23 protein-coding genes are annotated in these 23,684 nt (G+C 34.7%); 17 read left to right on the top strand and 6 right to left on the bottom strand.

The window, feature by feature from the left end:
- The first annotated feature begins 8 nt into the window (after nucleotides 1-8).
- Nucleotides 9-1,091 carry an acyltransferase family protein gene (locus tag ACFJGY_RS02635; RefSeq protein WP_379967854.1) on the top strand — a complete coding sequence of 361 codons (1,083 nt, stop codon included), beginning with the start codon at nucleotides 9-11 and terminating at the stop codon, nucleotides 1,089-1,091.
- Nucleotides 1,092-1,102: 11 nt separating this feature from the next.
- Here the strand turns inward: ACFJGY_RS02635 and ACFJGY_RS02630 are convergent, their stop codons facing one another.
- Genes ACFJGY_RS02630 through ACFJGY_RS02620 form a run of 3 tightly spaced genes read right to left on the bottom strand, consistent with a single transcriptional unit; the run spans nucleotide 1,103 to nucleotide 3,977 of the window.
- Nucleotides 1,103-2,110, bottom strand: coding sequence for a glycosyltransferase family 2 protein (locus tag ACFJGY_RS02630; RefSeq protein ID WP_379967852.1), 1,008 nt, complete (start codon nucleotides 2,108-2,110; stop codon nucleotides 1,103-1,105).
- Nucleotides 2,111-2,118: 8 nt separating this feature from the next.
- The gene (locus tag ACFJGY_RS02625; protein ID WP_379967850.1) at nucleotides 2,119-2,973 is read right to left on the bottom strand and encodes a glycosyltransferase family A protein; all 855 of its coding nucleotides are present in this window, start codon (nucleotides 2,971-2,973) and stop codon (nucleotides 2,119-2,121) included.
- Nucleotides 2,973-3,977 (bottom strand): hypothetical protein, encoded by a 1,005-nt coding sequence (locus tag ACFJGY_RS02620; protein WP_379967848.1) that lies wholly within the window; start codon nucleotides 3,975-3,977, stop codon nucleotides 2,973-2,975. The genes ACFJGY_RS02625 and ACFJGY_RS02620 overlap by 1 nt, the downstream gene beginning before the upstream one ends.
- A gap of 101 nt (nucleotides 3,978-4,078) precedes the next feature.
- Here ACFJGY_RS02620 and ACFJGY_RS02615 point away from each other — a divergent pair, with 101 nt between their 5' ends.
- From ACFJGY_RS02615 to ACFJGY_RS02580, 8 genes are all read left to right on the top strand, one after another.
- Nucleotides 4,079-5,215 carry an NAD-dependent epimerase/dehydratase family protein gene (locus ACFJGY_RS02615; protein WP_379967846.1) on the top strand — a complete coding sequence of 379 codons (1,137 nt, stop codon included), beginning with the start codon at nucleotides 4,079-4,081 and terminating at the stop codon, nucleotides 5,213-5,215.
- A gap of 6 nt (nucleotides 5,216-5,221) precedes the next feature.
- A complete protein-coding gene (locus ACFJGY_RS02610) occupies nucleotides 5,222-6,025 on the top strand; it encodes a glycosyltransferase family 32 protein (RefSeq protein ID WP_379967844.1) in 804 nt (267 codons plus the stop codon).
- Nucleotides 6,022-6,906 (top strand): hypothetical protein, encoded by an 885-nt coding sequence (locus tag ACFJGY_RS02605; protein ID WP_379967842.1) that lies wholly within the window; start codon nucleotides 6,022-6,024, stop codon nucleotides 6,904-6,906. The genes ACFJGY_RS02610 and ACFJGY_RS02605 overlap by 4 nt, the downstream gene beginning before the upstream one ends.
- 3 nt (nucleotides 6,907-6,909) lie before the next feature.
- The gene (locus ACFJGY_RS02600) at nucleotides 6,910-8,355 is read left to right on the top strand and encodes an MBOAT family O-acyltransferase (protein WP_379967840.1); all 1,446 of its coding nucleotides are present in this window, start codon (nucleotides 6,910-6,912) and stop codon (nucleotides 8,353-8,355) included.
- Between the two features lie 3 nt (nucleotides 8,356-8,358).
- The gene (locus ACFJGY_RS02595) at nucleotides 8,359-9,432 is read left to right on the top strand and encodes a hypothetical protein (RefSeq protein ID WP_379967838.1); all 1,074 of its coding nucleotides are present in this window, start codon (nucleotides 8,359-8,361) and stop codon (nucleotides 9,430-9,432) included.
- A 267-nt stretch (nucleotides 9,433-9,699) separates the two neighbouring features.
- Entirely contained in the window at nucleotides 9,700-10,380 is a 681-nt protein-coding gene (locus ACFJGY_RS02590) for an NAD-dependent epimerase/dehydratase family protein (RefSeq protein WP_379967836.1), read from the top strand.
- A gap of 3 nt (nucleotides 10,381-10,383) precedes the next feature.
- Entirely contained in the window at nucleotides 10,384-11,376 is a 993-nt protein-coding gene (locus tag ACFJGY_RS02585; protein ID WP_379970081.1) for an SDR family oxidoreductase, read from the top strand.
- Between the two features lie 9 nt (nucleotides 11,377-11,385).
- Nucleotides 11,386-12,675, top strand: a complete 1,290-nt coding sequence (locus ACFJGY_RS02580; protein ID WP_379967834.1) for a nucleotide sugar dehydrogenase — start codon at nucleotides 11,386-11,388, stop codon at nucleotides 12,673-12,675.
- Nucleotides 12,676-12,719: 44 nt separating this feature from the next.
- On the opposite strand, the gene ACFJGY_RS02575 is transcribed toward ACFJGY_RS02580, so the two are convergent.
- The gene (locus ACFJGY_RS02575) at nucleotides 12,720-13,715 is read right to left on the bottom strand and encodes a glycosyltransferase (protein WP_379967832.1); all 996 of its coding nucleotides are present in this window, start codon (nucleotides 13,713-13,715) and stop codon (nucleotides 12,720-12,722) included.
- A gap of 172 nt (nucleotides 13,716-13,887) precedes the next feature.
- Here ACFJGY_RS02575 and ACFJGY_RS02570 point away from each other — a divergent pair, with 172 nt between their 5' ends.
- From ACFJGY_RS02570 to ACFJGY_RS02555, 4 genes are read left to right on the top strand one after another with little or no spacing between them, the layout of a single operon-like run.
- Nucleotides 13,888-14,778: a glycosyltransferase gene (locus ACFJGY_RS02570; RefSeq protein WP_379967830.1), complete on the top strand. Its 891-nt coding sequence runs from the start codon at nucleotides 13,888-13,890 to the stop codon at nucleotides 14,776-14,778.
- The gene (locus tag ACFJGY_RS02565; protein ID WP_379967828.1) at nucleotides 14,778-15,581 is read left to right on the top strand and encodes a glycosyltransferase family 2 protein; all 804 of its coding nucleotides are present in this window, start codon (nucleotides 14,778-14,780) and stop codon (nucleotides 15,579-15,581) included. Before ACFJGY_RS02570 ends, ACFJGY_RS02565 begins: the two co-directional genes overlap by 1 nt.
- Nucleotides 15,578-16,597, top strand: a complete 1,020-nt coding sequence (locus ACFJGY_RS02560; protein WP_379967826.1) for a glycosyltransferase family 2 protein — start codon at nucleotides 15,578-15,580, stop codon at nucleotides 16,595-16,597. Before ACFJGY_RS02565 ends, ACFJGY_RS02560 begins: the two co-directional genes overlap by 4 nt.
- Nucleotides 16,587-17,675, top strand: coding sequence for an acyltransferase family protein (locus ACFJGY_RS02555; RefSeq protein WP_379967824.1), 1,089 nt, complete (start codon nucleotides 16,587-16,589; stop codon nucleotides 17,673-17,675). Before ACFJGY_RS02560 ends, ACFJGY_RS02555 begins: the two co-directional genes overlap by 11 nt.
- Before the next feature lie 58 nt (nucleotides 17,676-17,733).
- Here ACFJGY_RS02555 and ACFJGY_RS02550 read toward each other — a convergent pair whose 3' ends face one another.
- Entirely contained in the window at nucleotides 17,734-18,510 is a 777-nt protein-coding gene (locus ACFJGY_RS02550; protein WP_379967822.1) for a class I SAM-dependent methyltransferase, read from the bottom strand.
- A gap of 459 nt (nucleotides 18,511-18,969) precedes the next feature.
- Between ACFJGY_RS02550 and ACFJGY_RS02545 the strand changes: the two genes are divergently transcribed.
- Nucleotides 18,970-19,572 (top strand): acyltransferase, encoded by a 603-nt coding sequence (locus tag ACFJGY_RS02545; protein ID WP_379967820.1) that lies wholly within the window; start codon nucleotides 18,970-18,972, stop codon nucleotides 19,570-19,572.
- 50 nt (nucleotides 19,573-19,622) lie between these two features.
- Nucleotides 19,623-20,765, top strand: a complete 1,143-nt coding sequence (locus ACFJGY_RS02540; RefSeq protein WP_379967818.1) for a glycosyltransferase — start codon at nucleotides 19,623-19,625, stop codon at nucleotides 20,763-20,765.
- A 2-nt stretch (nucleotides 20,766-20,767) separates the two neighbouring features.
- On the opposite strand, the gene ACFJGY_RS02535 is transcribed toward ACFJGY_RS02540, so the two are convergent.
- The gene (locus ACFJGY_RS02535; protein ID WP_379967816.1) at nucleotides 20,768-21,337 is read right to left on the bottom strand and encodes an acyltransferase; all 570 of its coding nucleotides are present in this window, start codon (nucleotides 21,335-21,337) and stop codon (nucleotides 20,768-20,770) included.
- A gap of 131 nt (nucleotides 21,338-21,468) precedes the next feature.
- On the opposite strand from ACFJGY_RS02535, the gene ACFJGY_RS02530 reads away from it, so the two are divergent.
- Nucleotides 21,469-22,599 (top strand): glycosyltransferase, encoded by a 1,131-nt coding sequence (locus tag ACFJGY_RS02530; protein ID WP_379967814.1) that lies wholly within the window; start codon nucleotides 21,469-21,471, stop codon nucleotides 22,597-22,599.
- Between the two features lie 120 nt (nucleotides 22,600-22,719).
- The gene (locus ACFJGY_RS02525) at nucleotides 22,720-23,673 is read left to right on the top strand and encodes a 3-oxoacyl-ACP synthase III family protein (protein WP_379967812.1); all 954 of its coding nucleotides are present in this window, start codon (nucleotides 22,720-22,722) and stop codon (nucleotides 23,671-23,673) included.
- The last annotated feature ends 11 nt before the right edge of the window (nucleotides 23,674-23,684 follow it).

Genomic DNA, 23,684 nt, shown 5'->3' with positions numbered 1-23,684 from the left:
AATACAAAATGGGTATTTTAAGAATACTTTTGGCAATTTCTGTCGTACTTGCACATACCAGCAGTCTCTTCGGGGTCAATCTGGTGGGTGGTCAAACTGCCGTGCAAATATTTTATATAATTTCCGGTTTTTATATGGCCTTGGTTCTCAATGAAAAATATGTTGCCAAAAACAATTCTTATTTTCTCTTTATTTCCAACAGACTGTTGCGTTTATATCCCATCTATTGGGTGATTCTTATTCTTACAATTCTTTTTTCCTGCTTTATTTATTACGACTCCCAAGGCAGTTCTTTTGGCTCTTTTGATATTTATATTAGTTATTACAATAAAATGAGTTTTGGGAGTTTTGCGTTTTTAGTATTCACCAATATATTTCTCTTTCTTCAGGATATTGTGATGTTTCTAAAGCTAAATCTAACCACAGGACACCTGGCATTGACAACAGACTACAAGAAAAGCTCACCGATGCTGTTTGAGTTTTTGCTGATTCCACAAGCATGGACTATCGGTGTAGAGATTGCGTTTTATATCATTGTACCTTTTATTGCAAGAAAAAAAATACAGATTATAATTTTTCTAATTGCCCTTTCTGTACTTTTGAGAATTGTGCTGTACTATTATTTAGGTTATAATAAAGATCCCTGGACTTACCGTTTTTTCCCGACGGAATTGGTGTTTTTCCTTTTAGGAATTATTGCTTATCATATCTATAATAAAATCAAGGAAAAAGACATCAGTCCTGCAATTCTGAATAGTATCTGGATCAGTGTTATTGCCATTACTTTCCTGTACAGTTTTATAAATATTGAGTTTAAAGAAATCTATTATTGCATCTTATTTTTCACAGCCTTGCCCTTTATATTTATTCTGACAAAAAGAAACAAAATAGACACATACATTGGCGAATTGTCCTACCCTATCTACATTTCTCATTGGCTGGTGGTAATTGTAATAAACTATTTCAAAATTCCATATTTAGAAAGTTCCGGAGTTGTGGTCGTTTCTATAACAATTATATTTTCAATTTTACTGAATGAATTTATCGCTAAAAAGGTTGAGAAAATAAGACAAAAAAGAGTCAGGAAATAATTTTATTAATCCTAAATTTTAATAAGTCGATTCACATATTTCGGGAATTTTCCATAAAGAAAAAAGCCTTCATCAAATTTCATTTTATAAAGATAATAGGCAACTTTTGGATTAAGTGAAAATTGATCTTTTTCCGGAAATTGACTTTCAAATTCAGCACTGATTTTCGTATAAAAATCCCTGAATATTTTAAAATCTAGTTTTGAAACTTTGTTCAGGATTACAAAATTTGCGAAATGCTTTAGGTATTTGTCTATTAAGCCTGTCTGTTTGTAAAGTTCCTTGTTCTTTGCGATTTCGAGTTTTTTGGTGAGAATGATAAGATAATGTTCAATGTTTTTCAAACCCATTGTTGCCGTCATAGATTCCGGATTCGATAACGAATAATAATTATAGGTTTCAAAGTCCAAAAAATTAACCACCTTGGCAGGAATTGCCGTTTCGAAGGCCCAAAGCTCATCCTCATGCAAAAGATCATCAAGAAATCTTAGCTTATTTTCTTTTAGAAATGCTGTTTTATAAAGCTTGTTCCAGGCAGTTACAGCCCATTCTCCGGACAAAAACCCGTTGATCACTTCATTATTTTTATACGTATTTTTAGTATTCTTCAACGTATGATATCTGCTTTCTTTTGGTTCATCATTCTGTAGAAACCGGGTTTTCCCTATCACAATATCAGGATTGTTTTCTGTTGCATTTATAAAATGCTGCAAAGAGAATTCGTCAACCAGCGTATCATCGTTATCCATAAAAAGAATATAATCACCTGTTGCCAAGTCAGTTCCTTTGTTTCTGGTTTTGCTAAGTCCCAGATTAATTTCGTTATTAATTATTTTAAAATCAACATTCAGATTTTCAGAAACATACTGGTTCAAAACATTCCAGGAATCATCTTTACTTTTATCATTAATGACAATGATTTCAAAGTTTTTATAACTCTGAAGTACAATAGAATCCAAACACCTGGCAATATATTTTTCGGCATTGTAAAGCGGAATGATGATTGATATTTTTTTCATTTGTGTGTTTACTTTTTACGTTTATTCAGTAAAACTTTAAGAATCAGAAAAGGACTAATTCCGAAAAATTTTTCTCTGAAAGAAGATCCGGATTTTGAGGCAATATCCCAATAGTTTTTTGCGAGATCCAACTTTTCTTTTTCCGATAAAGAATCTTGGAATCTTTCTTTAATATTAAGTAATGAGCTTTTGGGATTTTTGATAAGAAGCTGATAATAATTGCTCATCAATCCATCTGCCAAATAGTCTCCAAAAGCCAAAACTTTGTCTGTAAAAAGAATTTTGTACTTTCTTTCTATTCTTCTGAAAACCAATGACTCCGGACAGAACTTTTCGCCTTCAAACTCTGGAAATAAAAATTGTTTGTGAATCTCTGTTTTGAAACAATAGGTCATTTCTCCTGGAAATTCCCAGTCATATTCTGCTCTTCCGGAAACGAGCCATTCCTTTTGACCATATTTTTCCTTGTCAAACTCTGTTTTTTCAGAAAATCTGATGAAAGTAAATCCTGCAGTCTGATGATCATTTTTAATTTTATTGGAAAGCAATTCTATTTCTGCAACGGCATTGTCAGCAAGGAAATCATCGCTGTCAATAACTGAGAAAAATTCTGTCTTTGTATTTTTTAATCCTTTGTTTACGGCAAAGTGTTTCCCTTTATTCTCCTGAAAAATGTATTGGATCTCAATCATATTTTCACCCTGAAATTTTTGAACTAAATCCTTGGTATCATCAGAAGAACCATCATCTACAATCAGCCAAATAAATTTTCTACTCGTTTGATTAACAAGACTTTCATATAACTTCGGAAGAGTATAGGCTCTGTTGTAAGTGGGCGTAAAAATGGTTAAAAACTCCTCCATCAAGGTAAATTTATTGGTTCATAATCACCATAATCCAACGCATATTTCAGCCAGTTTTTGACACCATATTTCTCAACTACTTGTCTGTCGATTTTATGATAAGGCTTTTGCAAAAACTCTTTTAACCCAACTAAATCTGCAAAATCTGTAATAAAAATATTATCCGGATGGTAAAAATCGTAGTCTTTGAGGTTTTTGTTATTTGACACAAATTTCTGCTCCTGATTCAGGCATTCAAAAAAGCGGAAAGCAACACCATTGTGAGAATTCATTTTAAAGTCGACAACAGCTTTGGCTTTACTCGTATATGTTTCATTTTCTTCCAGAGAAATTCCTGTATGCTGCAGGCTTACTGATTCAGTTTTTTTCTCTTCCCGGAACTCCGGAACCGTCAAAATTGCTTTGAATCTCAGATTATTTTCTTTAGAATACTTCTCGATATTATACGACATTTTGATTCGCTCGTCCAACCCAACGCCAATGTAAAAAAGATCGATTTCTTCCTTTTCCGGATCGTGAAAAATATTTTCGGTATAATGATAAATCGGCAGCGGAAGGAGATTATATTGTGGGAACTTTCTAATATCATTACCATCAAAAACCAGTTTCCTGTCAAAATATTTATAATAATTGAAAATCCTTGGGTACATTTCTAATCCGTCCCATTGGTAACTGACCATTTTTTTACTTTGGTGTCTTACTTTGGTGATCAATTTTTCAGAATACATATCTGCTCTGATAAAAAACGCAATGTCGTACTTTTTATTTTTCAATCTTTTTTCGGCAAATTTTTCAAAAAGCTGTTTTTCTTTTTTTAAGAAATAGTTTTTATCTTTAAGGATAAGCCGGTGAAATATATTTCCAAATCTGTGAACAAGAGAAGACTGATCTATTGCTTTCGGCAGAGACTCTATCAAAACATCCACTTCAAAGCCCATCTTTTGTAATTGTTTGATAATCGGCTTGGAAAGATTGATATTTTTGTTGACGTATAATATCTTCATTGAACAAATTTAACAGATAATTGATAATATTTTCCGCTAAATTATGCTTTTTTTGTACTTTTACAAATTGAAATTTGCTTCTTACTAAAGAACTTTCACGAATGATAAAAAAAATATTAATAACAGGCGGTGCAGGCTTCATAGGAAGTAATCTGGCTCTTAAGCTGATAGACAAAGGTTACGAAATCACCGTTCTGGACAATCTGTCCGAACAAATCCACGGCTCCGACCCGGAAAACACCTCTCCTCTTTACCAAAGCATCAAAGATAAAGTCCATTTTATCCCCGGAACTGTTACGTCCCGAGAAGACCTGGAAAAAGCAATTGAAAATCAGGATGCTATTGTCCATTATGCTGCAGAAACAGGGACAGGACAATCGATGTATTGTATAGAAAAGTACACAGAAGTTAATGTGCAGGGAACCGCTTTGATGCTGGATATTCTCGTCAATCAAAAAAATAATGTCAAAAAAGTAATTATTGCTTCTTCCAGATCAATCTATGGTGAAGGCAGGTATGAACATCCGGAATTAGGACTGGTCTATCCTTCTCACAGAACAGAAAAAGATATGCTTGCCGGCGATTTTGAAGTGAAATATAAAGACAACTCTGCTTTAAAACTGTTACCGACTTCCGAAGATTCCAAGATCCATCCTTCTTCTGTTTACGGGATTACAAAGCAGAATCAGGAACAGATGATAATGGCCGTTTGCCCGACAGTAAACATTGCGCCGGTTGCATTCCGATATCAGAATGTTTATGGTCCGGGACAATCTCTTTCTAATCCTTACACTGGGATTTTATCCATTTTTTCTAACCAGATCAGAAATAACGACGGCATCAAAATATTTGAGGACGGGAAAGAATCTCGTGATTTTGTTTTCATTGATGATGTTGTAGACGCAACAATCGCCGGATTAGAAAACGACGAGGCAAACGGCGAAGTTTTCAATGTGGGAACCGGCGTTGCAACGGATGTGATGACGGTTGCTAATACATTGATCGATTCTTACGGAATTGATGTTCCTGTTACCATTACAGGCAATTTCCGACTGGGAGATATCAGACATAATTTTGCTGATCTTACAAAGATAAAATCGAAACTTGGTTTCGAACCGAAATTTGACTTTACTCAAGGCATCAAGCAATTTACAGACTGGGTTCTGCAACAGGATATTCAGGAAAATAAGCTGAATAATTCTTTGGAAGAGATGAAAGCAAAAGGACTTTTCAAATAGATCATCATGATTCCCAAAAAAATACATTACTTCTGGTTTGGAAAAGGCGAAAAAAATGCGCTGACACAACATTGCATTGCAAGCTGGAAAAAATACCAGCCGGATTTCGAAATCGTTGAATGGACGGAAGAAAACTTCGATGTTAATGCAATTCCTTACACAAAAGAAGCGTACGAAAAAAAGAAATGGGCCTTTGTCTCCGACTATGCACGGGCAAAGATCCTTTATGAAGAAGGAGGATTCTATCTGGACACTGATATGGAAATCAAATCTCCATTGAATGAATTTCTCGAGGAAAAAGCAATCTGTGGGTTTGAGATAAAGGGAGTCCCCTTTTCCGCTTTTTGGGCTGTCGAGAAAGAACATCCATTAGCAAAAGATATCAAGGAATATTACGAAAACGAAACTTCCTTTCAGGAAATTACAAACACTGTTATTTTTTCCAGGCTTCTTGTTGAAAAATATGGGGCAGATGCCGGCAAGGATCAATTTCAGGAACTTAAAAACGGTATAAAACTATATCCTTCCACTCATTTTTCTCAGGACTTACCTAAGAATTTTGTCACTCATCATTTTTCCGGATCCTGGCATGGAAACTGGAGTAACCTGGAAGACGGCTATAAGGCTTTGGTAAATACCTATGGAATTTTAAAACTGGTACAGGATATTCCTGATGCTAAAAAAAACATAAAGAACGTTGTTTACAACCAAAAAAAAATAAACATTGATACTGTTCTTGAACAGATTCCCCTGAGGTATATTTTGGAGTTTGTGAAGAAAAAATTAATCTCAAAAATTACCGGAAGATGATTGGGACTTTACTCTGGAGACTGCGCGAAGCCAAAGATGTACTTCTTGGTAAAAAGAAAACGATCTCTGAAATTAACACGACTCCAAAACGAATTTTGTCAGCAGACAATTTGCAGGAATATAAAATTGAAAATCAAGAACTTAAATTATTTTTAGATTCCATTTCCATAGAATTTCTTTTTTGTGAATTTGGAGAAAACAGGGTTAACGCGGGCGGATCAGAATTTAATGTAAAAAACAGGCTGGAACCATCCCTGTCAACCATCAGACAGTTTTTCCCGAATGCAAAATTCACGGTCTACAGTGATTTTGATTTAGAAATTGATGGCGTTGATTTGAAAATCGTAAAGTCTCCAATTCCAGAAAAAGAACATCCAAGGTATCTCTACAGGACAGCCGATTATTTCAAATTCAAATCTCTTTTGGAATCAGAAGCTGATTTCCGCTGTGTTGTAGATTCGGATATGTTTGCAGTTTCGTCAGACATCTATAGTTTGGTTTATTTAACAAAAACATTCGGGTTTTGTGCGCCATACAATCCAAGAAATCTACTCAAAAGAGATATGGAAATGTCTATGGATGCAAAACAAATTCTGGACGAAAGCGGCGGTTTCGGACACTCTTACAATCAAAGTCCGATGACACTTTGGAAAGATTCGGAAGATGGCAGGAAATTTTTTGAAAATTGCTGTGACTTCATGATAAAAGAACCCTCCAGAGCTTCTCTTGTGATGTGGAAAGCGGCAAGAAAAACGAGCATTTCTCCATACCTATTACCTGCAGAATTTTGTGTTTGTGGAGAAGATGTGGGGATTGGAAACGAGATTCTGCTGCATGTTGGTCATCCAAAAGTTGCTCAGTTTTATAATGTAAAAATATAATCAATGCTATTCAACTCTATAAGTTTTGCCATATTTCTTCCGATTGTTTTTGCTCTTTACTGGCTGATGAAGTCAAGAAAAAAGCAGAATATTCTCTTGATGGCGGCAAGCTATTATTTCTATGCCTGCTGGGATTGGCGGTTTCTTTTCCTTTTGGCTTTTTCTACTTTTCTGGATTATTATACCGGACTTAAAATTGAAAATTCTGATAGCAAATCTTCCAAAAAATTTTGGTTCTGGCTTAGCATAAGTGTCAATCTTGGCTTCCTCGGTTTTTTCAAATATTATAATTTCTTTGCAGAATCCTTTGCAGAGTTTGTTTCAGGTTTTGGTTTACACACGAGTCCTTGGGTATTACAAATTGTTTTGCCTGTCGGGATTTCCTTTTATACATTCCACGGATTGTCATATGTTATTGACATTTATAAAGAACGCATCAAAGCAGAAAAATCATGGCTAGACTATACATTATTCGTAAGTTTCTTTCCGCTTTTGGTTGCTGGTCCTATTGAGAGAGCAACGCATCTTTTACCTCAAATCAAAAAGGACAGAAACTTCAGTTATGAAAACGCTGTTGATGGTCTGAGACAAATACTTTGGGGGCTTTTCAAAAAAATGGTGGTTGCAGATAACTGTGCCTATTATGCCAATATGATCTTTAATGATTATCATCAATATACCGGTGTTACACTGATATTTGGAGCTGTTATGTTTGCGTTTCAGATCTATGGCGATTTTTCCGGATATTCTGATATTGCTTTGGGAACTGCAAGGCTGTTTGGATTTGATCTTTTAAGAAATTTTGCTTACCCATATTTTTCCCGTGACATTGCAGAGTTCTGGAGAAGATGGCATATTTCTCTGTCATCCTGGTTTCGGGATTACCTTTATATTCCACTTGGTGGAAGCAAGGGTGGAAATTGGATGAGAATCAGGAACACGTTTATAATCTTCATCGTGAGCGGTTTCTGGCATGGTGCCAACTGGACTTTTATCATTTGGGGATTCCTGAACGCATTATTCATTTTACCCTCTATTGTTCTGAAAACCAATCGTAATAATCTTGACATTATTGCAGAAGGCAGATTGTTTCCTACCATCAAAGAAATTCTTCAGCTGATTCTCACATTTTCTCTGGCAAGTTTTGCCTGGATCTTTTTCCGATCGGATTCTGTGACGGATGCTTTTACATACATCGCCAGGTTATTTTCTACTTTGGGAGTAGGAATCGGTTATCCTTACAAACTTTTGAATGGTGATTTTAAAGTATTGATCTTCGTATTGATTATGCTGATTTTTGAATGGTTTATGAGAGAACAATTGCATCCATTAAGAAAGCCATTTACCAAAATGCCTGTTTTTGCCAGATGGAGTATTTATTTTCTATTAGCTGTTTTGGTACTCTTGTTTGCGGGAGAGCAATCACAATTTATTTATTTTCAATTTTAAAATATGAAAAAATTTATTTTAAGAACGCTGTTATTTTTGTCGCCTTTACTGATTATTGATATTCTGCAGGGTTTTCTGCCGATCAGTTTTTTCACGCACAGATTTCACGAATCGATCATATATAAGAGCAACATCATTCCACACAATTTCCCGTTATATGAAAATCAGAAAGGTAATATGATTGGCAGCGGTGATTTGTGCTTTAATACAAAATATGCCATCCCAAAAGACGAAAGTTATATTACAGATAAGCTAGGGTTCAGAAATAATAAATTTATAGAAAACCCCGACATTATTATCATTGGAGATTCTTATACGATGGGTGCTACCCTCAGTCAGGAACAACTTTTGGCAAACCAAATCATGAAAAATTCTAAAAATAAATATTCTGTTTACGGTATGGCTCCGATAGATTTTTCAATGTTTGACAAACTGTTAAAGCTTAATATTATTAAGAAGCCGAAATACATAATCTATGAGCGTGTAGAAAGAGGCGAAATACCAAAAATCAATTATTTTGATAACTCCTTTTATCATAGATTAAAATATAATTACATCAACCTATGGAATACTGGAAATGCAAATGTTTTTCTGGACAAAATTTTCCGTGGTTATGTTAATAATTATGCAAAAGCAAAAATCGAGAAGTCTACAGGATCTGGAACCCAATCAAAAGTTGAGGAAAAATTATTCTTTTACGATACCGCACATCTTAATCCTTCTGAGGAATGGATGAATCAGAATATTAATTCTTTGGAATCTTACAAAAAATATTGCGACTCTATTGGTTCAAAATTTCTCTATCTGCCAATGCCGAATAAAGAAACCGTGTATTTTGATAAAATTCCTGTTCAGAAACAACCGGATTATCTTTTCAAATTGGGTAAAATCCTGGATCAAAAAAACATTCCATATTACCCTACTATTGAGTTTTATAATAACTTCAGAAAAAATAGCAATAAGATGCTGTATCAATATGATGATTCTCATTGGAATGCTTTTACTTGTAATCTTATTTCTCATGAAATACTTAACGTGATCGAAAATGCTGAAAAACAAGCAACTATCAAAAACTAATAATGATCTCACAACTAACTTTCACAAGATTAATTGCTGCTTTCCTGATTATTTTTCTATATTATGGTTCAGAACTTTTTACTGGTTGCTTAATTTTTTAATATAAAAACAAATCAAAACACAATTACTATGGGATGTCTGGCATTTTGGATAGTGAGTCAAGTATGGCTCTTAAAAAGGCAAATTCTGTCTTAACTATTAAAAATCCTTACATTTACTTCGCCATTTTGAAAACCCATTGAGAAAAAAAATTAAAACATATTTTGCATGATTATAGGTAGAGGACTTTTAGCATCTCTTTTTATAGATAACGACAAAGAAGACACTGTTTTCTTTGCATCCGGCGTATCTAATTCTTTGGAAACCAGATTGGAAGAATTTTTGAGAGAGGAAACACTTATCCGAAATACAATAGAGGAAAATCCTGAGAAGATATTTGTTTATTTCTCCACCTGCAGTGTCTATGACTCATCTAAAACAACTAGTGACTACGTACTTCACAAACTGAAAATGGAACAGATCATCAAAAATGCCTGTGCCAAATATCTGATTCTAAGAGTCAGCAATGCCGTTGGAAAAGGAGGAAATCCAAATCTCCTGATGAATTATCTTGTTCGTTCTATCAAAAATAATGAAACCATCAATGTCCATACAAAAGCCACCCGAAATCTCATAGATGCAGATGATATCAAAAATATCACTTTCTCCTTATTGGAGAATAAAACGCTCAACAAGATCATAAATGTGGCTTACAATCAGAACTATGCAATTATAGAAATTCTGGAAATCATAGAACGTTTTTACAACACAAAGCTTGACCTTAACCTTATAAAAAGCGGTTCCGGTTACGACATCAATGTTCCCGATGTGGAAGACTATTTCCGAAACAATGCACTTACAAACAAAGAGTCCTACCTCAATAGGATCTTGGAAAAATATTATTCTTAAATGATGAATTTTAAAGAAAAACTTAATAATAAAAATATATTGGTAACAGGAGGAGCTGGTTTTATCGGCTCCAATCTTTGTGAGGAACTTCTGAGCCTTGGAGCCAATGTAACGTGTCTTGACAATTTTTCTACAGGATTAAGAGAAAATCTGGATGCCCTAAAAGACAAGCCGAATTTCAGCCTGATAGAAGGTGATATCCGCGATCTTGAGACCTGTCAGAAGGCTTGTGAAAATCAGGATTTTGTTTTACACGAGGCCGCACTTGGTTCTGTTCCAAGATCCATTAATGACCCTATTACAAGCAATGATGTGAATGTTGGCGGATTTCTAAATATGCTGGTTGCAGCCAGAGATTGTGGTGTGAAAAGGTTTATTTATGCCGCAAGTTCTTCTACTTATGGCGATTCCGAGAGTCTTCCAAAAGTTGAAGATGTCATCGGAAAACCACTTTCGCCTTACGCCATTACAAAATATGTGAATGAGTTATACGCCGATGTTTTCAAAAGAACTTATGGTTTTGATACGATTGGTTTAAGGTATTTTAATGTTTTTGGAAGAAAACAAAATCCAAATGGTGCTTACGCCGCAGTGATCCCGAAATTTGTAATGCAGCTGATGAATCACGAATCCCCTGTCATCAACGGCGGCGGCGAATATTCCAGAGATTTTACCTACATTGATAATGTGATTCTGATGAATCTGTTGGCCCTAACATCAGAAAATGACGAAGCTGTAAACCAGATTTACAACACAGCTTTCGGAGAAAGAACAACACTGAATGATCTTGTAAAATATCTGAAAGAATATCTTTCTGACTTCGATTCACGAATTGCAAATGTCCAAATTATCTACGGAGATTACAGAAAAGGTGATGTTCCGCATTCCCTTGCGAGCATAGACAAAGCAAAAAATCTTCTTGATTATCAGCCAAAACATTCTATGAAAGATGGCTTGAAAGAAGCTGTGACCTGGTATTGGGAAAATCTTAAATAAAAAAACAAAATGATGAATCATAAAATTACAATAATCGGATTAGGCTATGTCGGATTACCGCTGGCAAGATTATTCTCTACAAAATATCCCGTTGTCGGTTTTGATATTAATGAAAAAAGAATCGCCGAGCTCAGCTCCGGAAAAGATGATACTCTGGAAGTTTCTGATGAACTATTAAAATCATCATTGGTAAATAACAATCCAAAATCAGGAGAAACCGGCCTGTTTTGCTCCAATAAACTCGAGGACATTTCGGATTCCAATGTTTATATCGTGACTGTCCCGACGCCGGTTGACAAAAACAACCGCCCGGATCTTACGCCACTTTATAAAGCCAGTGAAACTGTTGCAAAAGTCCTTAAAAAAGGTGACATTGTTATTTATGAATCAACGGTTTATCCTGGCGTAACAGAAGAAGAATGCGTTCCGGTTTTAGAAAAAAATACAGGCTTAAAATTTAATATTGACTTCTTTGCAGGCTATTCTCCGGAAAGGATCAATCCTGGAGATAAACTTCACACAGTCGAAAAAATTTTGAAGGTAACAGCCGGTTCTACTCCGGAAATCGGGAAAATTGTGGATGACCTTTATAGCTCCGTGATCGAAGCCGGAACTTATCTTGCGCCGACAATCAAGGTTGCAGAAGCTGCAAAAGTGATCGAAAACTCCCAGCGTGATATCAATATTGCTTTCGTAAATGAGCTGGCAAAGATCTTTAACCTAATGGGAATTGACACCCACGATGTTTTGAAAGCCGCCGCCACAAAATGGAACTTTTTACCTTTCAAACCAGGCTTGGTGGGCGGACATTGCATTGGCGTAGATCCTTATTATCTCGCTCAGAAAGCTCAGGAATTCGGTTATCATCCGGAAATTATACTGGCAGGAAGAAGAATGAATGACTCTATGGGACAATATGTTGCAAGCGAAACCGTGAAACAAATGTTGAAGCAGGACTTGAAAGTCAATGGTGCTGATGTTTTGGTATTAGGCTTTACTTTTAAAGAAAACTGTCCGGATGTCAGGAATACTAAAGTTGTAGATGTTGTTAGAAATCTGGAGGATTATGGCATTAATGTCAGCATTTTTGATCCTTGGGCAAACCCCGAAGAAGTAAAACATGAATACGGCCTTGAAACCTCAACAAAAACGCCGTTCAAAAAATATGAAGCTGTCGTTTTAGCCGTTTCTCACAAAGAATTTGAAAAATTAAATATCAAAAATCTGCTTACCAAAAACGGAATCATTTATGATGTGAAAGGAATTCTGGAAAAAGAAAACGGGATCACAAGATTGTAATCTAATAAAATTTAGTTTACTCCGACCTTAAATGGAGTCAAATTTTATTTCCCGAATCTCCAGCGGAAAAATGGATATCCAATAAACAAAGGCAGGCGGTAAAATAAGTCCTGCTTTTTTAGTTTGGTAGAATAAGCGGCGGAAAAATAATCTGCGATTCCCAAACCATTGAGTTGATTATACGCTTTATAACTTCTTTTCCAAAGATCTTCATTTTTCTGAGCTTTCCAGTTCATTTCCAAAGTAGAAGCTTTGAAATCAACCAGATTTTCGAGAATTAATTTTTTGTTGTAAGGATTTTTTTCTGCCTTATAAGCTTCATTCATATATCCTGCAATTGTGATCCAGTTTCCAAAATGTTTCTCACCACGGTTATGAATGATGGATGCACCGTGAAAATAATACAGATAAGTATCTTCTCTCAGAAAAGCGATTTTCTCAAACTTCAGCATACTTTGGAAGCTCCACAGAACATCCTGGGAAAAAAGATCTTTTACAAAATAAAGTTTGTTCTCCATCAGAAAATCCATTCTTACAAGCTTATCACATGCCATCACCGGATATTTTCCTTTTACAAAATTCCAGACTATCTCTTTACTGCCTTCCAGGATATCTTTTGACGAGGCTATAGGGAAATAATTTCTCTCCCAGCCTTCCTCTTCATTGATGCAGACACTTTGTCCCAAAACCATTTCTGCATTGGTTTTTTCGGCAAGATCTACAAGGTGCTGAATTGCATAATTTGTGATCTCATCATCACTGTCCAGAAAGTAAATATACTTTCCTTTTGCAAGATCCATCCCTGCATTTCTAGCCATAGAAAGCCCCTGATTATAAGGCTGATTGATAACTTTAAAATTAAAATCCGGATTATTAGAAATAAATTCCTCAGCAATTAGCATAGAAGAATCCGGCGTCACATCATTTACAAGAATGCACTCTATATTGCTATATAATTGACTGACAACAGACTGCAGACATCGTACAATAAATTTTTCAACTTTATAAACAGGAATTACAATGGTAACAAGGGGATTCATCGGATGTGTTTTATTTTACTAATTTTAGGCAAAAATAGAAATAAAATCGGGCATTAACTGTATATTTGCTGCAATAAAACACATTGACATTAATATCAAATTTATTTTTAAAACTCTGAATCATAATTATTTGGAATTAAATATCAATTTGAAATTTTAATTATGAAAAAAAATGGAACAGAAACTAGCTGTTATTATACCTTTCTTCAAAATAGATTTCTTTGAGGACACGCTGAAAAACCTTGCAAATCAGACAGATCCAAATTTCAATGTCTATATTGGAAATGATGCCAGCTCTGCTGATCCTTATGAGCTGATTCAGAAATACAATAAAAATCAAAATATTTTTTACACAAAATTTGATGAGAACCTTGGTGGCAAAGGTCAACTTGTGGAGCAATGGGATCGCTGCATTGCTCTGTCCAAAGACGAAGACTGGCTGATGATACTGGCAGATGACGATTATCTGGCAGAGAATTTTGTGGAGGAATTTTATAAAGCAATACCGGCAGCCAAAAAAGAAAGTTCTGAACTGATGCGCTTCAAAATGAGAAGAGTAACCGAGGATAATACTTTTTTGATAGACCTGGAACAGCATCCGCTTTATAAAGCAGAAGATTACATCTGGGATGATCTGGAACAGAAGATGTTTATCTCGATTTCGGAAAATGTTTTTTCCCGAAAAATGTATGAAAAGAAAGGACTCAGAAACTATCCGCTTGCCTGGAAAACAGATCTGATACTGTATCTCGATTTTGCTAATAATCATTATGTTTTAGGTGTTAATTCAGCTTTTGTCGCCATCAGAAGAAGCAGCCAGCAGATCACAAGACGTACAGATCTTACCGATCATAAAAACATTGCTTTGGGACAATATTATTATGATGTTCTGAATGAATTTTCATCAAACTTCAAAGATTATCAGAACCTGAAATTTTTGAAACTCTATACTTTCTATTCCAAAAAAAATAATCTTCCGTCATCGTTAAGCTCTTTATATTACAAATATGGCGGATTGAAAGAGTTATTAAAATACCGTATCAAATCCATTTTCAATTTTTAATGTTGTTCTCTGTTCTTATTGCGCATTATAATCATTTTGATTATTTCATAGATTGTTACAACAGTCTTATGCAGCAGACTTATACCAATTTTGAAGTGGTGATCCTGGACGATTTTTCCAATGACGGTTCTTTCGAAAAAGTATCAGAATATGTAAAAAATGATTCCAGGTTCCGGATTTTCAGGAATGAGAAAAATGAAGGCGTCGGCTTTACCAAAGGAAAACTGATTGAACTGGCAAACGGCGAAATTTGTGGATTTCTGGATCCCGATGATGTTCTTACAAATGATGCTATAAAAATATCATTAGAAAATTACTCGGAAAAGACTGTTGCAACTTATTCTCAGTTTTGGTTCTGTGATCAATCTCTTAATATCATAAGAAAATTCCCGGATTCTTACCAGATCAAAAATGGTGATCCTCTTTTTCTGAATATCTTTTTTACGGTCAATCACTTTTTCACTTTCAGAAAAGATATTTATTTAAAAACCAGCAGAATAAGTTCAAACTACAGAATTGCAGAAGATCAGGAATTATATCTGAAATTGTATGAATTGGGTGATTTTAAATTTATAAAAAAGCCCCTTTTGTACTACAGATTGCACGACACCGGATTGTCCCGTGATAAAAATAAAACAATACAACGCTATGCTGCCTGGAATGATGTGCTGAAAGAAACTCTGAAGAGAAGGAATATCACAAAAATATATGGTAAAAACATCACAGAAGTTGATAATTTCGCCACCTTCATTCATCAAAAACAAAACACAATATTGAAAAGAATTAAACGAAAATTTCTATGACAAACATCTTTATAAAATCCTTTAACAGAGCTTTTTATCTGGACAGATGCATTGCCTCGGTTTATAAAAACATGACCGGTAATTTTAAAATCAAAGTCCTGGATGACGGAACGCCAAAGAAATATCTCGACAAGATCCGGGAAAAATATCCGGAAGTAGAAATCGCGCTTTCAGACAGTTATGAAAACAAAATAAAAGCAATTGAGGAAAATCTGATTTCCGGGAAACCAATCAACGGCTTTGAAATCCCGACAAAATTCTGGTATGAAAATGTTGAAAACGCGTCGGAATATGTGATCGTAACGGAAGATGACGTTTGGTTCACAGAACCTCTGAATGTTGATGAACTTACCTCTGAAGCAAAAAAACTTAATATTTCTCTATTAAAGCTGGGCTGGCTTGGAAATGTGCAAGAACGGAGTGATCTGCACTTAAAATCAATCTCGGAAAATATAGAATCCGCGCAGCCAAAAGATTTATTGCTGATGCCGGAAAAGCTGATGGAAGCTTTTTTCTACAATCGCTACAAATTCTTTTCATTATTATATAAATTCGGGAAAGTTAACAACAGAACCCAAGTCAAATATTGGGCGCTTAATTCAATATTGATGGGTTTTTTCCGGAAAGATTACTGGCTGGAGGTCTGGAAAAAAATGGACGGAAAAGTAGATGAAAAAAGACAACTTATCAACGCTTCATTATTTTATAAAAAAAATAGGAATAACCCGAATTTTGTTTCGCGGTTGAAAACTGAAGCTATGAAAACCACGTTCCAGTCTTCAGCAGCCAATTCTTACCACGAATATGGTTTTGATTTCGATGTCAATCTGTTTAATCATTTAATCAATGAAGCCTGGCTGAGAAGCGAGTTTGATCCGATGCAGAATTTCCCAAAAGATTTTTCTCTCGATTATTTCAAAAAATTCATTACCGGAAAAATCAATCTGGACGAATATGAAAAGTGGGTAAATCAATTTAAACTTCAATACAAAAACCTGGGCTCCGATGTCGACTAATAAACAATTTTTTCCTGCGCTGACAGGTTACCGCGCCATTGCCGCCTGGATGATTTTTCTGTATCATTTTATGCCATTTGACAATCCCAAGTACCCGGAAATTGCAAGACATACTATTTTAAATTTTCACATTGGAGTGGAAATGTTTTTTGTATTAAGTGGTTTTCTTATTACTTACAGGTATTTTAATGATTATCCTATTCATTTCAAAAAATATATGGTCAACAGATTTGCACGTATCTACCCGATGTATTTCCTGATTACTTTTATCTTTTTTCTGGTTTGGTTTCTGCAAAATGGCTGGACTTCAGAAAAAACAATCGAAGCTGTACTATCCTTTACGATGACAAAAGCACTCTTTTTAAAATATAATCTTACAGGCGTTGCGCAAGGCTGGACGTTGACATTAGAAGAGATTTTTTATCTCGCAGCACCATTATATTTTATTTTGATAAGGAAGACCAAATGGAATCTGATCATATTACCGGTTTTGATTTTCCTGTTTGGAGTTTATATGAAAGATATTACTGATGTTCCCGGAAATAAATGGGGGTTTTTACAGCAAAATATAGCCATTTTTATTTTTGACTTTTTCGCAGGTATTGGTTTAGCATATTTTATTCTTAAGCGTAAAATAAATTTTTCCGGAGATTGGGTCACCTGTTTTGGCCTGACAATGATTATCTTTTACCTTTTTGGAAAACATTATGTTACACCTTTTATTGATTTTAAAAGTGATTTTGGGAGTGCATTTTATGTAATTTTCCTCGCCTGTTTTGGAATTGTCCCTCTGCTTTGGGGACTGATAAATGAGAAAACTGTCATTCAAAAAATTCTCTCAAACCGAACATTTGTATTACTTGGAAAAAGCTCCTATATATTTTATCTGATACATAAAGGCTTTGTACCTATTTTCATATTTGATTACATTGTTGAGAATAAATTTGTCATTTTCATTCTCCTGAATGTCATTTCCATTGTATTATTCCTTTACGTGGAAGAACCTTTGAATCATTATATAAGGAACAAATTCGGGAAGAATAAGATTTCTTCTGATAAAACTGAAGTAACGTCATAACAGTTTTTCATTCTTTTTCAGACATAAAAAAACCTCAGAAATTCTGAGGTTTTGCTTTTTAATCTTTTATAATTACTCCGGCATACTTACCATCGAATTCGACAACATATGGTTTAAGATTTCTCTTTTCACAAAAATCTTTGAATGCTGCATTATCACCAATATCATCGCTCATAAAAATACCACCTTTTCTTACTTTAGTGAGTAATAAATTATAAGCCCAGATTCTTCCGTCATAAGATTTATCACTATCATAATGTACTACATCAAAAGAATCTGCTTTGCTGAAGATCTTTGGCAGTGATTCCTTATCGGCAAAACGATAAAGATCCCAGTTGTTTTTATACTTTTCCGGAATCACGCAGCCTACAAAATCCTCACTTTGGTTTTGCAACAAGTATGGCATATCCGAGCTGTAGAGCGTTCCGTTTCTATGAACCAAAGATGCCAATGCTGCAAAAGAGGACCAGCCGTAAGCAACGCCGGTTTCTATAGATTTCTGAGCATTTGTAAATTCATTAATGTAATAGATCACGCTTAATGATCCTGCTCCGCCTAGTTTCACAGGTGCTTTTGCCTGGATTTGTAATGCATCTGCAAATTCTTGCGGGAATATTTTTTCAAAGGGGATGAAAGTAAGACTTAAAACTTTTTCTATAAAATCCTTCTCAGAAATTGCTAATGATGCACACCATTTTTCTGCTTCTTCCTTGCCTCGCAAGCCAGAAGAACGATTAAAAATATTTTTCCAGATTTTACGCCTTAATTCCGGATAAAGGTCGGGACGCTTGAGATAAGCGAAAAAAGTAGATGCAATTTCTGCGATTTTGTTCATACAACTTATGTTTTGAAATGCAAAAATACAAAAGAAATGTTCAAACAATACTTATATTTGTTTTTTCACTTTCTTTTTTTTAAAAAAACACAAAATGTATAAAAAGAAACATTTGCTATTCTGCCATAGATCTATGGCCGGTGTAGAAAAAGTGATTTTAAACTTATTGAATAATCTTGATAGAAATAGGTTTGATCTTACATACATCGTTGGTCTGCACCAGGGTGAACTTTGTGATAAAAGCCTTCCTATGTAAATTATGTGAAAAGCTTTTGGATAGGTTTCCTTCAGCTTTTCTTATGTCATGTTATCAAGAAGCGCTGTGTTGCTTAATAATTCTTCCATTCCCGATATATAACACAATAGAAAAAATTCCAGACAATGATTGAAACGATTTTATTTTAATTTCATCAGTAGTAAAAAGACTGTTAAAAATTATACAAATTAAAAAAACACAACATGCATAATCGACTAATAACAAAGCTTTTTTCGGAAATAGAAAAGCTCAAATGGAAAAGCTATTACAACACCTGCAAAAAAAATGGCTTGCAATTGGGGGAAGGCGTCTCTCTCCAAAACGGTATTAATTTTGGCAGCGAACCTTTTCTAATAGAAATTGGTAATTTTTGCAGAATTTCTTCTTCCGTTTTATTCGTTACTCACAGCGGCGGATCTACGATAATGAAAAAAGTAGAAGGCTATGACGATGTGCGGGTTTTTGGAAGAATAAAAGTTGGAGACAATACTTTTATTGGAGCCAACTCAACAATCACGTATAATGTAAGTATTGGTAATAACTGCATCATAACGATCGGAGCTGTAGTGAATAACTCGATTCCGGATAATTCTGTCTATGGAGGCATACCTGCCAGATATATTTGCAGTACACAGGAGTATTATGAAAGAAAAAAAACAGAAAGCGTGGATTATCCCCGGGATCTGGAAAAAAACAGAAAAAAATTAAATACTTTTCTAAGGAATAACCTGTTTTCAAAATATAAGCCTGTAAAAAAAATGTTCAGACTTATGATACCTTTTGTTTTTAACTTTGTAAATATTTAATTTTGAGCCCGATCACTTGAATTATTCCTGATATTTATACAAAAACACAAATGAGTCAAAAAACTAAAGTTCTTTTCCGCCACAGATCTATGGAAATGGGTGGTGTAGAAAAAGTCATTCTGAGCTTACTGGAAAATCTGGATAAAAATAAGCTTGACATTACATACATCGTCAGTTTACATCAGGGTGAATTGCGAGACAAAGTGCCTTCTCATGTGCATTATGTAAAAATAAATACCGGGAAAGAAGACTTTTCAAAAAACACTATTATCAATAAAATTCAGACCATAACAAGAGGTTTGAAAATCAAATTCCTGGAAAAATTTCCCGCTCTGACAGATCATATTTATTTAAGGAAAAAATTTGATGTAGAGATTGCATCAACTTATGCAGACTATAATTCTGTGATAAAAAGTCCAAACAAAAAATCAAAAAAAATAGGCTGGCTGCATTCTGACATTACCGTTCCTGGGCTTAAAGGTATTCTGCCGGAAATCCTTAGAAATCTGCAAAGCTTCGACCACGTTATTTATGGCTCTCAGCAATCCTATGATATTCTGCATCAATCTTTTCCGGAGGTTAAAATTAAAAACGAAAGTGTCATCCTTAATCCTATTCCTATAGAGGATCTGAGAATAAGATCAGAAGAATTCCCGGTGGATTATGAAAACATTCCGACTTTTGTTTCGGTTGCAAGGCTACATTACAGAAAAGGATTTCATAAATTAATAGAAGCGCATAAAATGCTTCTGGATGAAGGTTTTGCACATCAGGTCGTCGTGATTGGGGATGGTGAAGAAAGAGAGAATCTTGAAAATCAGATCAAAAAATCAAGTGTTGGGAAGACGTTCAAATTGCTGGGAACCAAGATGAATCCTTATCCTTATGTAAAAAATGCCGACTTCTACATTATGCCGTCGGCAACAGAAGGCTGGCCGCTTATCATTGCGGAAACCCTAATTCTGCAAATCCCGATTATCGCAACAGATGTTGGCGGAATCCCGGAAATGATCACTCACAAAAAAAATGGGTTTCTGATAGATTATAATTCTGAAAAAATGAAAGAAGCTATGAAAGATTTTTTGATTAATCCTTCATTAGTAGCTGCAATCAGAGAAAACCTGAAAGACTCTGAAAAACAGTTTGATAACCAAAAAATATACAATGAGGTTATGCATATTATAGAAAATTAATTCTACCTGATTCTCTTCGCTTTTTTGAATTTATACGGCTGATTTTTCTTGATAAACTCGTCCAATGCTTTACGATCTTTTTCCAGTTCTCTTGGATAGACCGGATTATTTTTAAGAATAATATCTCCGTAATCTTCTATGATGCAGATAAACTGGGCCGGGTTGCCGGCAAAAACAGTATTTGGAGGCATAGATTGGGACAACACAGAGTTTGCGCCGAGAATACAATTATCACCAATTTCTACATGCTCTGTAATCACACTATTGATAGCAATGGTGCAGTTATTTCCTATTTTGATCCGTCCAAAAATACGTGCATCTTCATAACCGGGTATTCTTCGCAACATTGTTGTAGTCCCGCCATGATTTACAAATCTGACGCCTGCGGCAATATTGACATTATCACCAATTTCTATAAGGTATGGCTCTGTTCCAAAATAGACTTTGTCCGGGGTATTGAGATTCTTGCCCACTTTCATTCCTTTATACTTGCACATTTCAACATTAGCTTTGTTGAGTGTCTGCTCGTAAACCGATTGAATCTTGAGTAATATTTTATAGAAAAGAAACATATTCTTATTTTTTTGCAAAAATAAATATTATATTCTCAATTACAATTTTATATATTATTAATATATTTGTTATTTATGGAATTTAACATCATAATTGTAATTAAGGTTAAATTCCTGAATATTACAATCAGATGAAAGAAAAAAAAATTCTGTTTATTTACTATCAGAATATAAAAGCCGGCGGCGTTGCAAAAGTCACAACTACATTGGTAAATGAACTAATAGAAATGGGATATATAATTGATATTCTTTTTCTTATGAAGGAACACCATGATTTTTATCCTTTAGATCCAAGAATAAAAAAACATTACCTCGATTCTTTTTCTTTGTGGACCTGGAGACTATGCGAATTCAATAATAAATATCTGAAATTCATCCCCAAAATACAAAATTTCAACACTTATATTTATCATTACGGTATTGCTATTTTGATGAATCGCTGGCTGAGAAAAAATCAATCAGAATATCATACGATCGTCTCTTGCTGGTACAAGTTGTCCTGCATCCTTGCTCTTAACAAAACCGTGTGCCACAAAAGCGTTTCCTGGGAACACATCAGTCATCTTGTAGGAGGCAAATTCTGGAATACTCTAAAAACCAGATACAATAACCTTCGTGAGGTGATCTGTATCAATAATGACGATTATAAATATTTCAAGAAAATAAATCCCAAGACACATATTATCGGGAATATTATGGATCCGGAGTTTGAAAAGCAGAAATTCAGGTCTTTTCAGGAAAAAGAAAATATTATTTCTCTGGTTGCAAGATTAGATCCGGAAAAAAACATCCTCGAGTTTCTGGAAATTATTAAGGAAACAAATCTGCCGGCTGACTGGAAAGTTAATATCATCGGGCAAGGATTACAATTAGACTTACTCAAGGATTATGCAGAGAAAAATGCACTGCATCAGGTCAACTTTTTGGGACAAGTAGACTCTAAAGTTGTAAGAGATTATATGTCAAAATCAAAAATCCTTTGTCTTACTTCCATCAGAGAAGGTTTCGGAATTGTTTTAGTCGAAGGGATGTTTGCTTCCAATGTTTTAATAGCATATGACTGCCCAAGTGGCCCTGCTGATATTATCAATGAAAAAAACGGTTATCTGATTCCTTTACACGCCAAAGAATCTTTTGTAGAAAAACTAAACTATCTGGTAAATAATCCTTCAGTTTTGGAAAAAAAGATAAAAACGAGTTTTTTAGAATCCGCCAAATGGAAGAGAGAAAATATTATAAAATCCTGGGAAAAAGTACTTTAATATCATTATTTATGAGATATTAATATTTTTTAACACTGTTTTAGACGATTATATGCATATCATAATATCTGTTATCTTAGTTGAGATCTGTATCTTTGCAAAAATTTTATATCAAAATCTATGATCAATATTGCTGCAATAGATTACTATCTGCCAGAAAATATATTAACTAACGAAGATATTGCGAAAGAATTCCCGGAGTGGAATGCAGAAAAGATCCTTGCAAAAATAGGTGTAGAATCCCGACATGTAGCAAGTGAAGACGAGACGCCTCTGGATCTCGCATTGGGGGCTTGTGAAAAGCTTTTCAAAACTTATGATAAAAACAAAATCGATTTTATACTTTTTTGTACCCAGAGTCCGGACTATTTTTTACCAACAACAGCCTGCATCTTACAGGACAAATTAGGACTTCCTAAAACAACAGGTGCTTTGGATTTCAATCTTGGCTGTTCTGGTTTCGTTTATGGATTAGCATTAGCAAAAGGGTTGATTTCCATCGGCTTAGCAAAGAATATATTACTTGTAACATCCGAAACTTACACCAAATTTTTAGACAAGGAAGACAAATCCAACAGAACTATTTTTGGCGACGGCGCAGCTGTTACGATTGTAGAAAAAGATGATTCCAAAGCTGATTATCAGTTTTCTGTAGGCACAGATGGCGGTGGTTTCCAAAACCTTATCGTGAAAAACGGAGGTGCACGCCACGGAAGTTCGGAAGATGCCAGATTATTCATGAACGGCCCGGAAATTTTTACCTTTACGATAGAAAATATTCCCGGACTAATCAATGATACATTATCAAAAAATAATTTAACTTTAGACGATATTGATTTGGTTATTTTTCACCAGGCAAATACTTATATGCTCAATTATTTGAGAAAGAAATGCGGTATTCCTGAGGAAAAATTCTTTATTGATATGATCCACGTAGGCAACACAGTATCTGCGACAATTCCCATTGCCATAAAATCTGCAACAGACAAAGGCAAAATAAAACAGGGAAGCAAAGTTTTGGTCGCAGGCTTCGGAGTGGGCTATTCTTGGGCTGCAGGAATTTTAGAATTTTAAAATAACAAATA

It is taken from the genome of Epilithonimonas sp. UC225_85, assembly GCF_042695135.1.
Lineage (GTDB): Bacteria > Bacteroidota > Bacteroidia > Flavobacteriales > Weeksellaceae > Epilithonimonas.
This window is presented reverse-complemented; position numbering and strand designations above follow the sequence as displayed.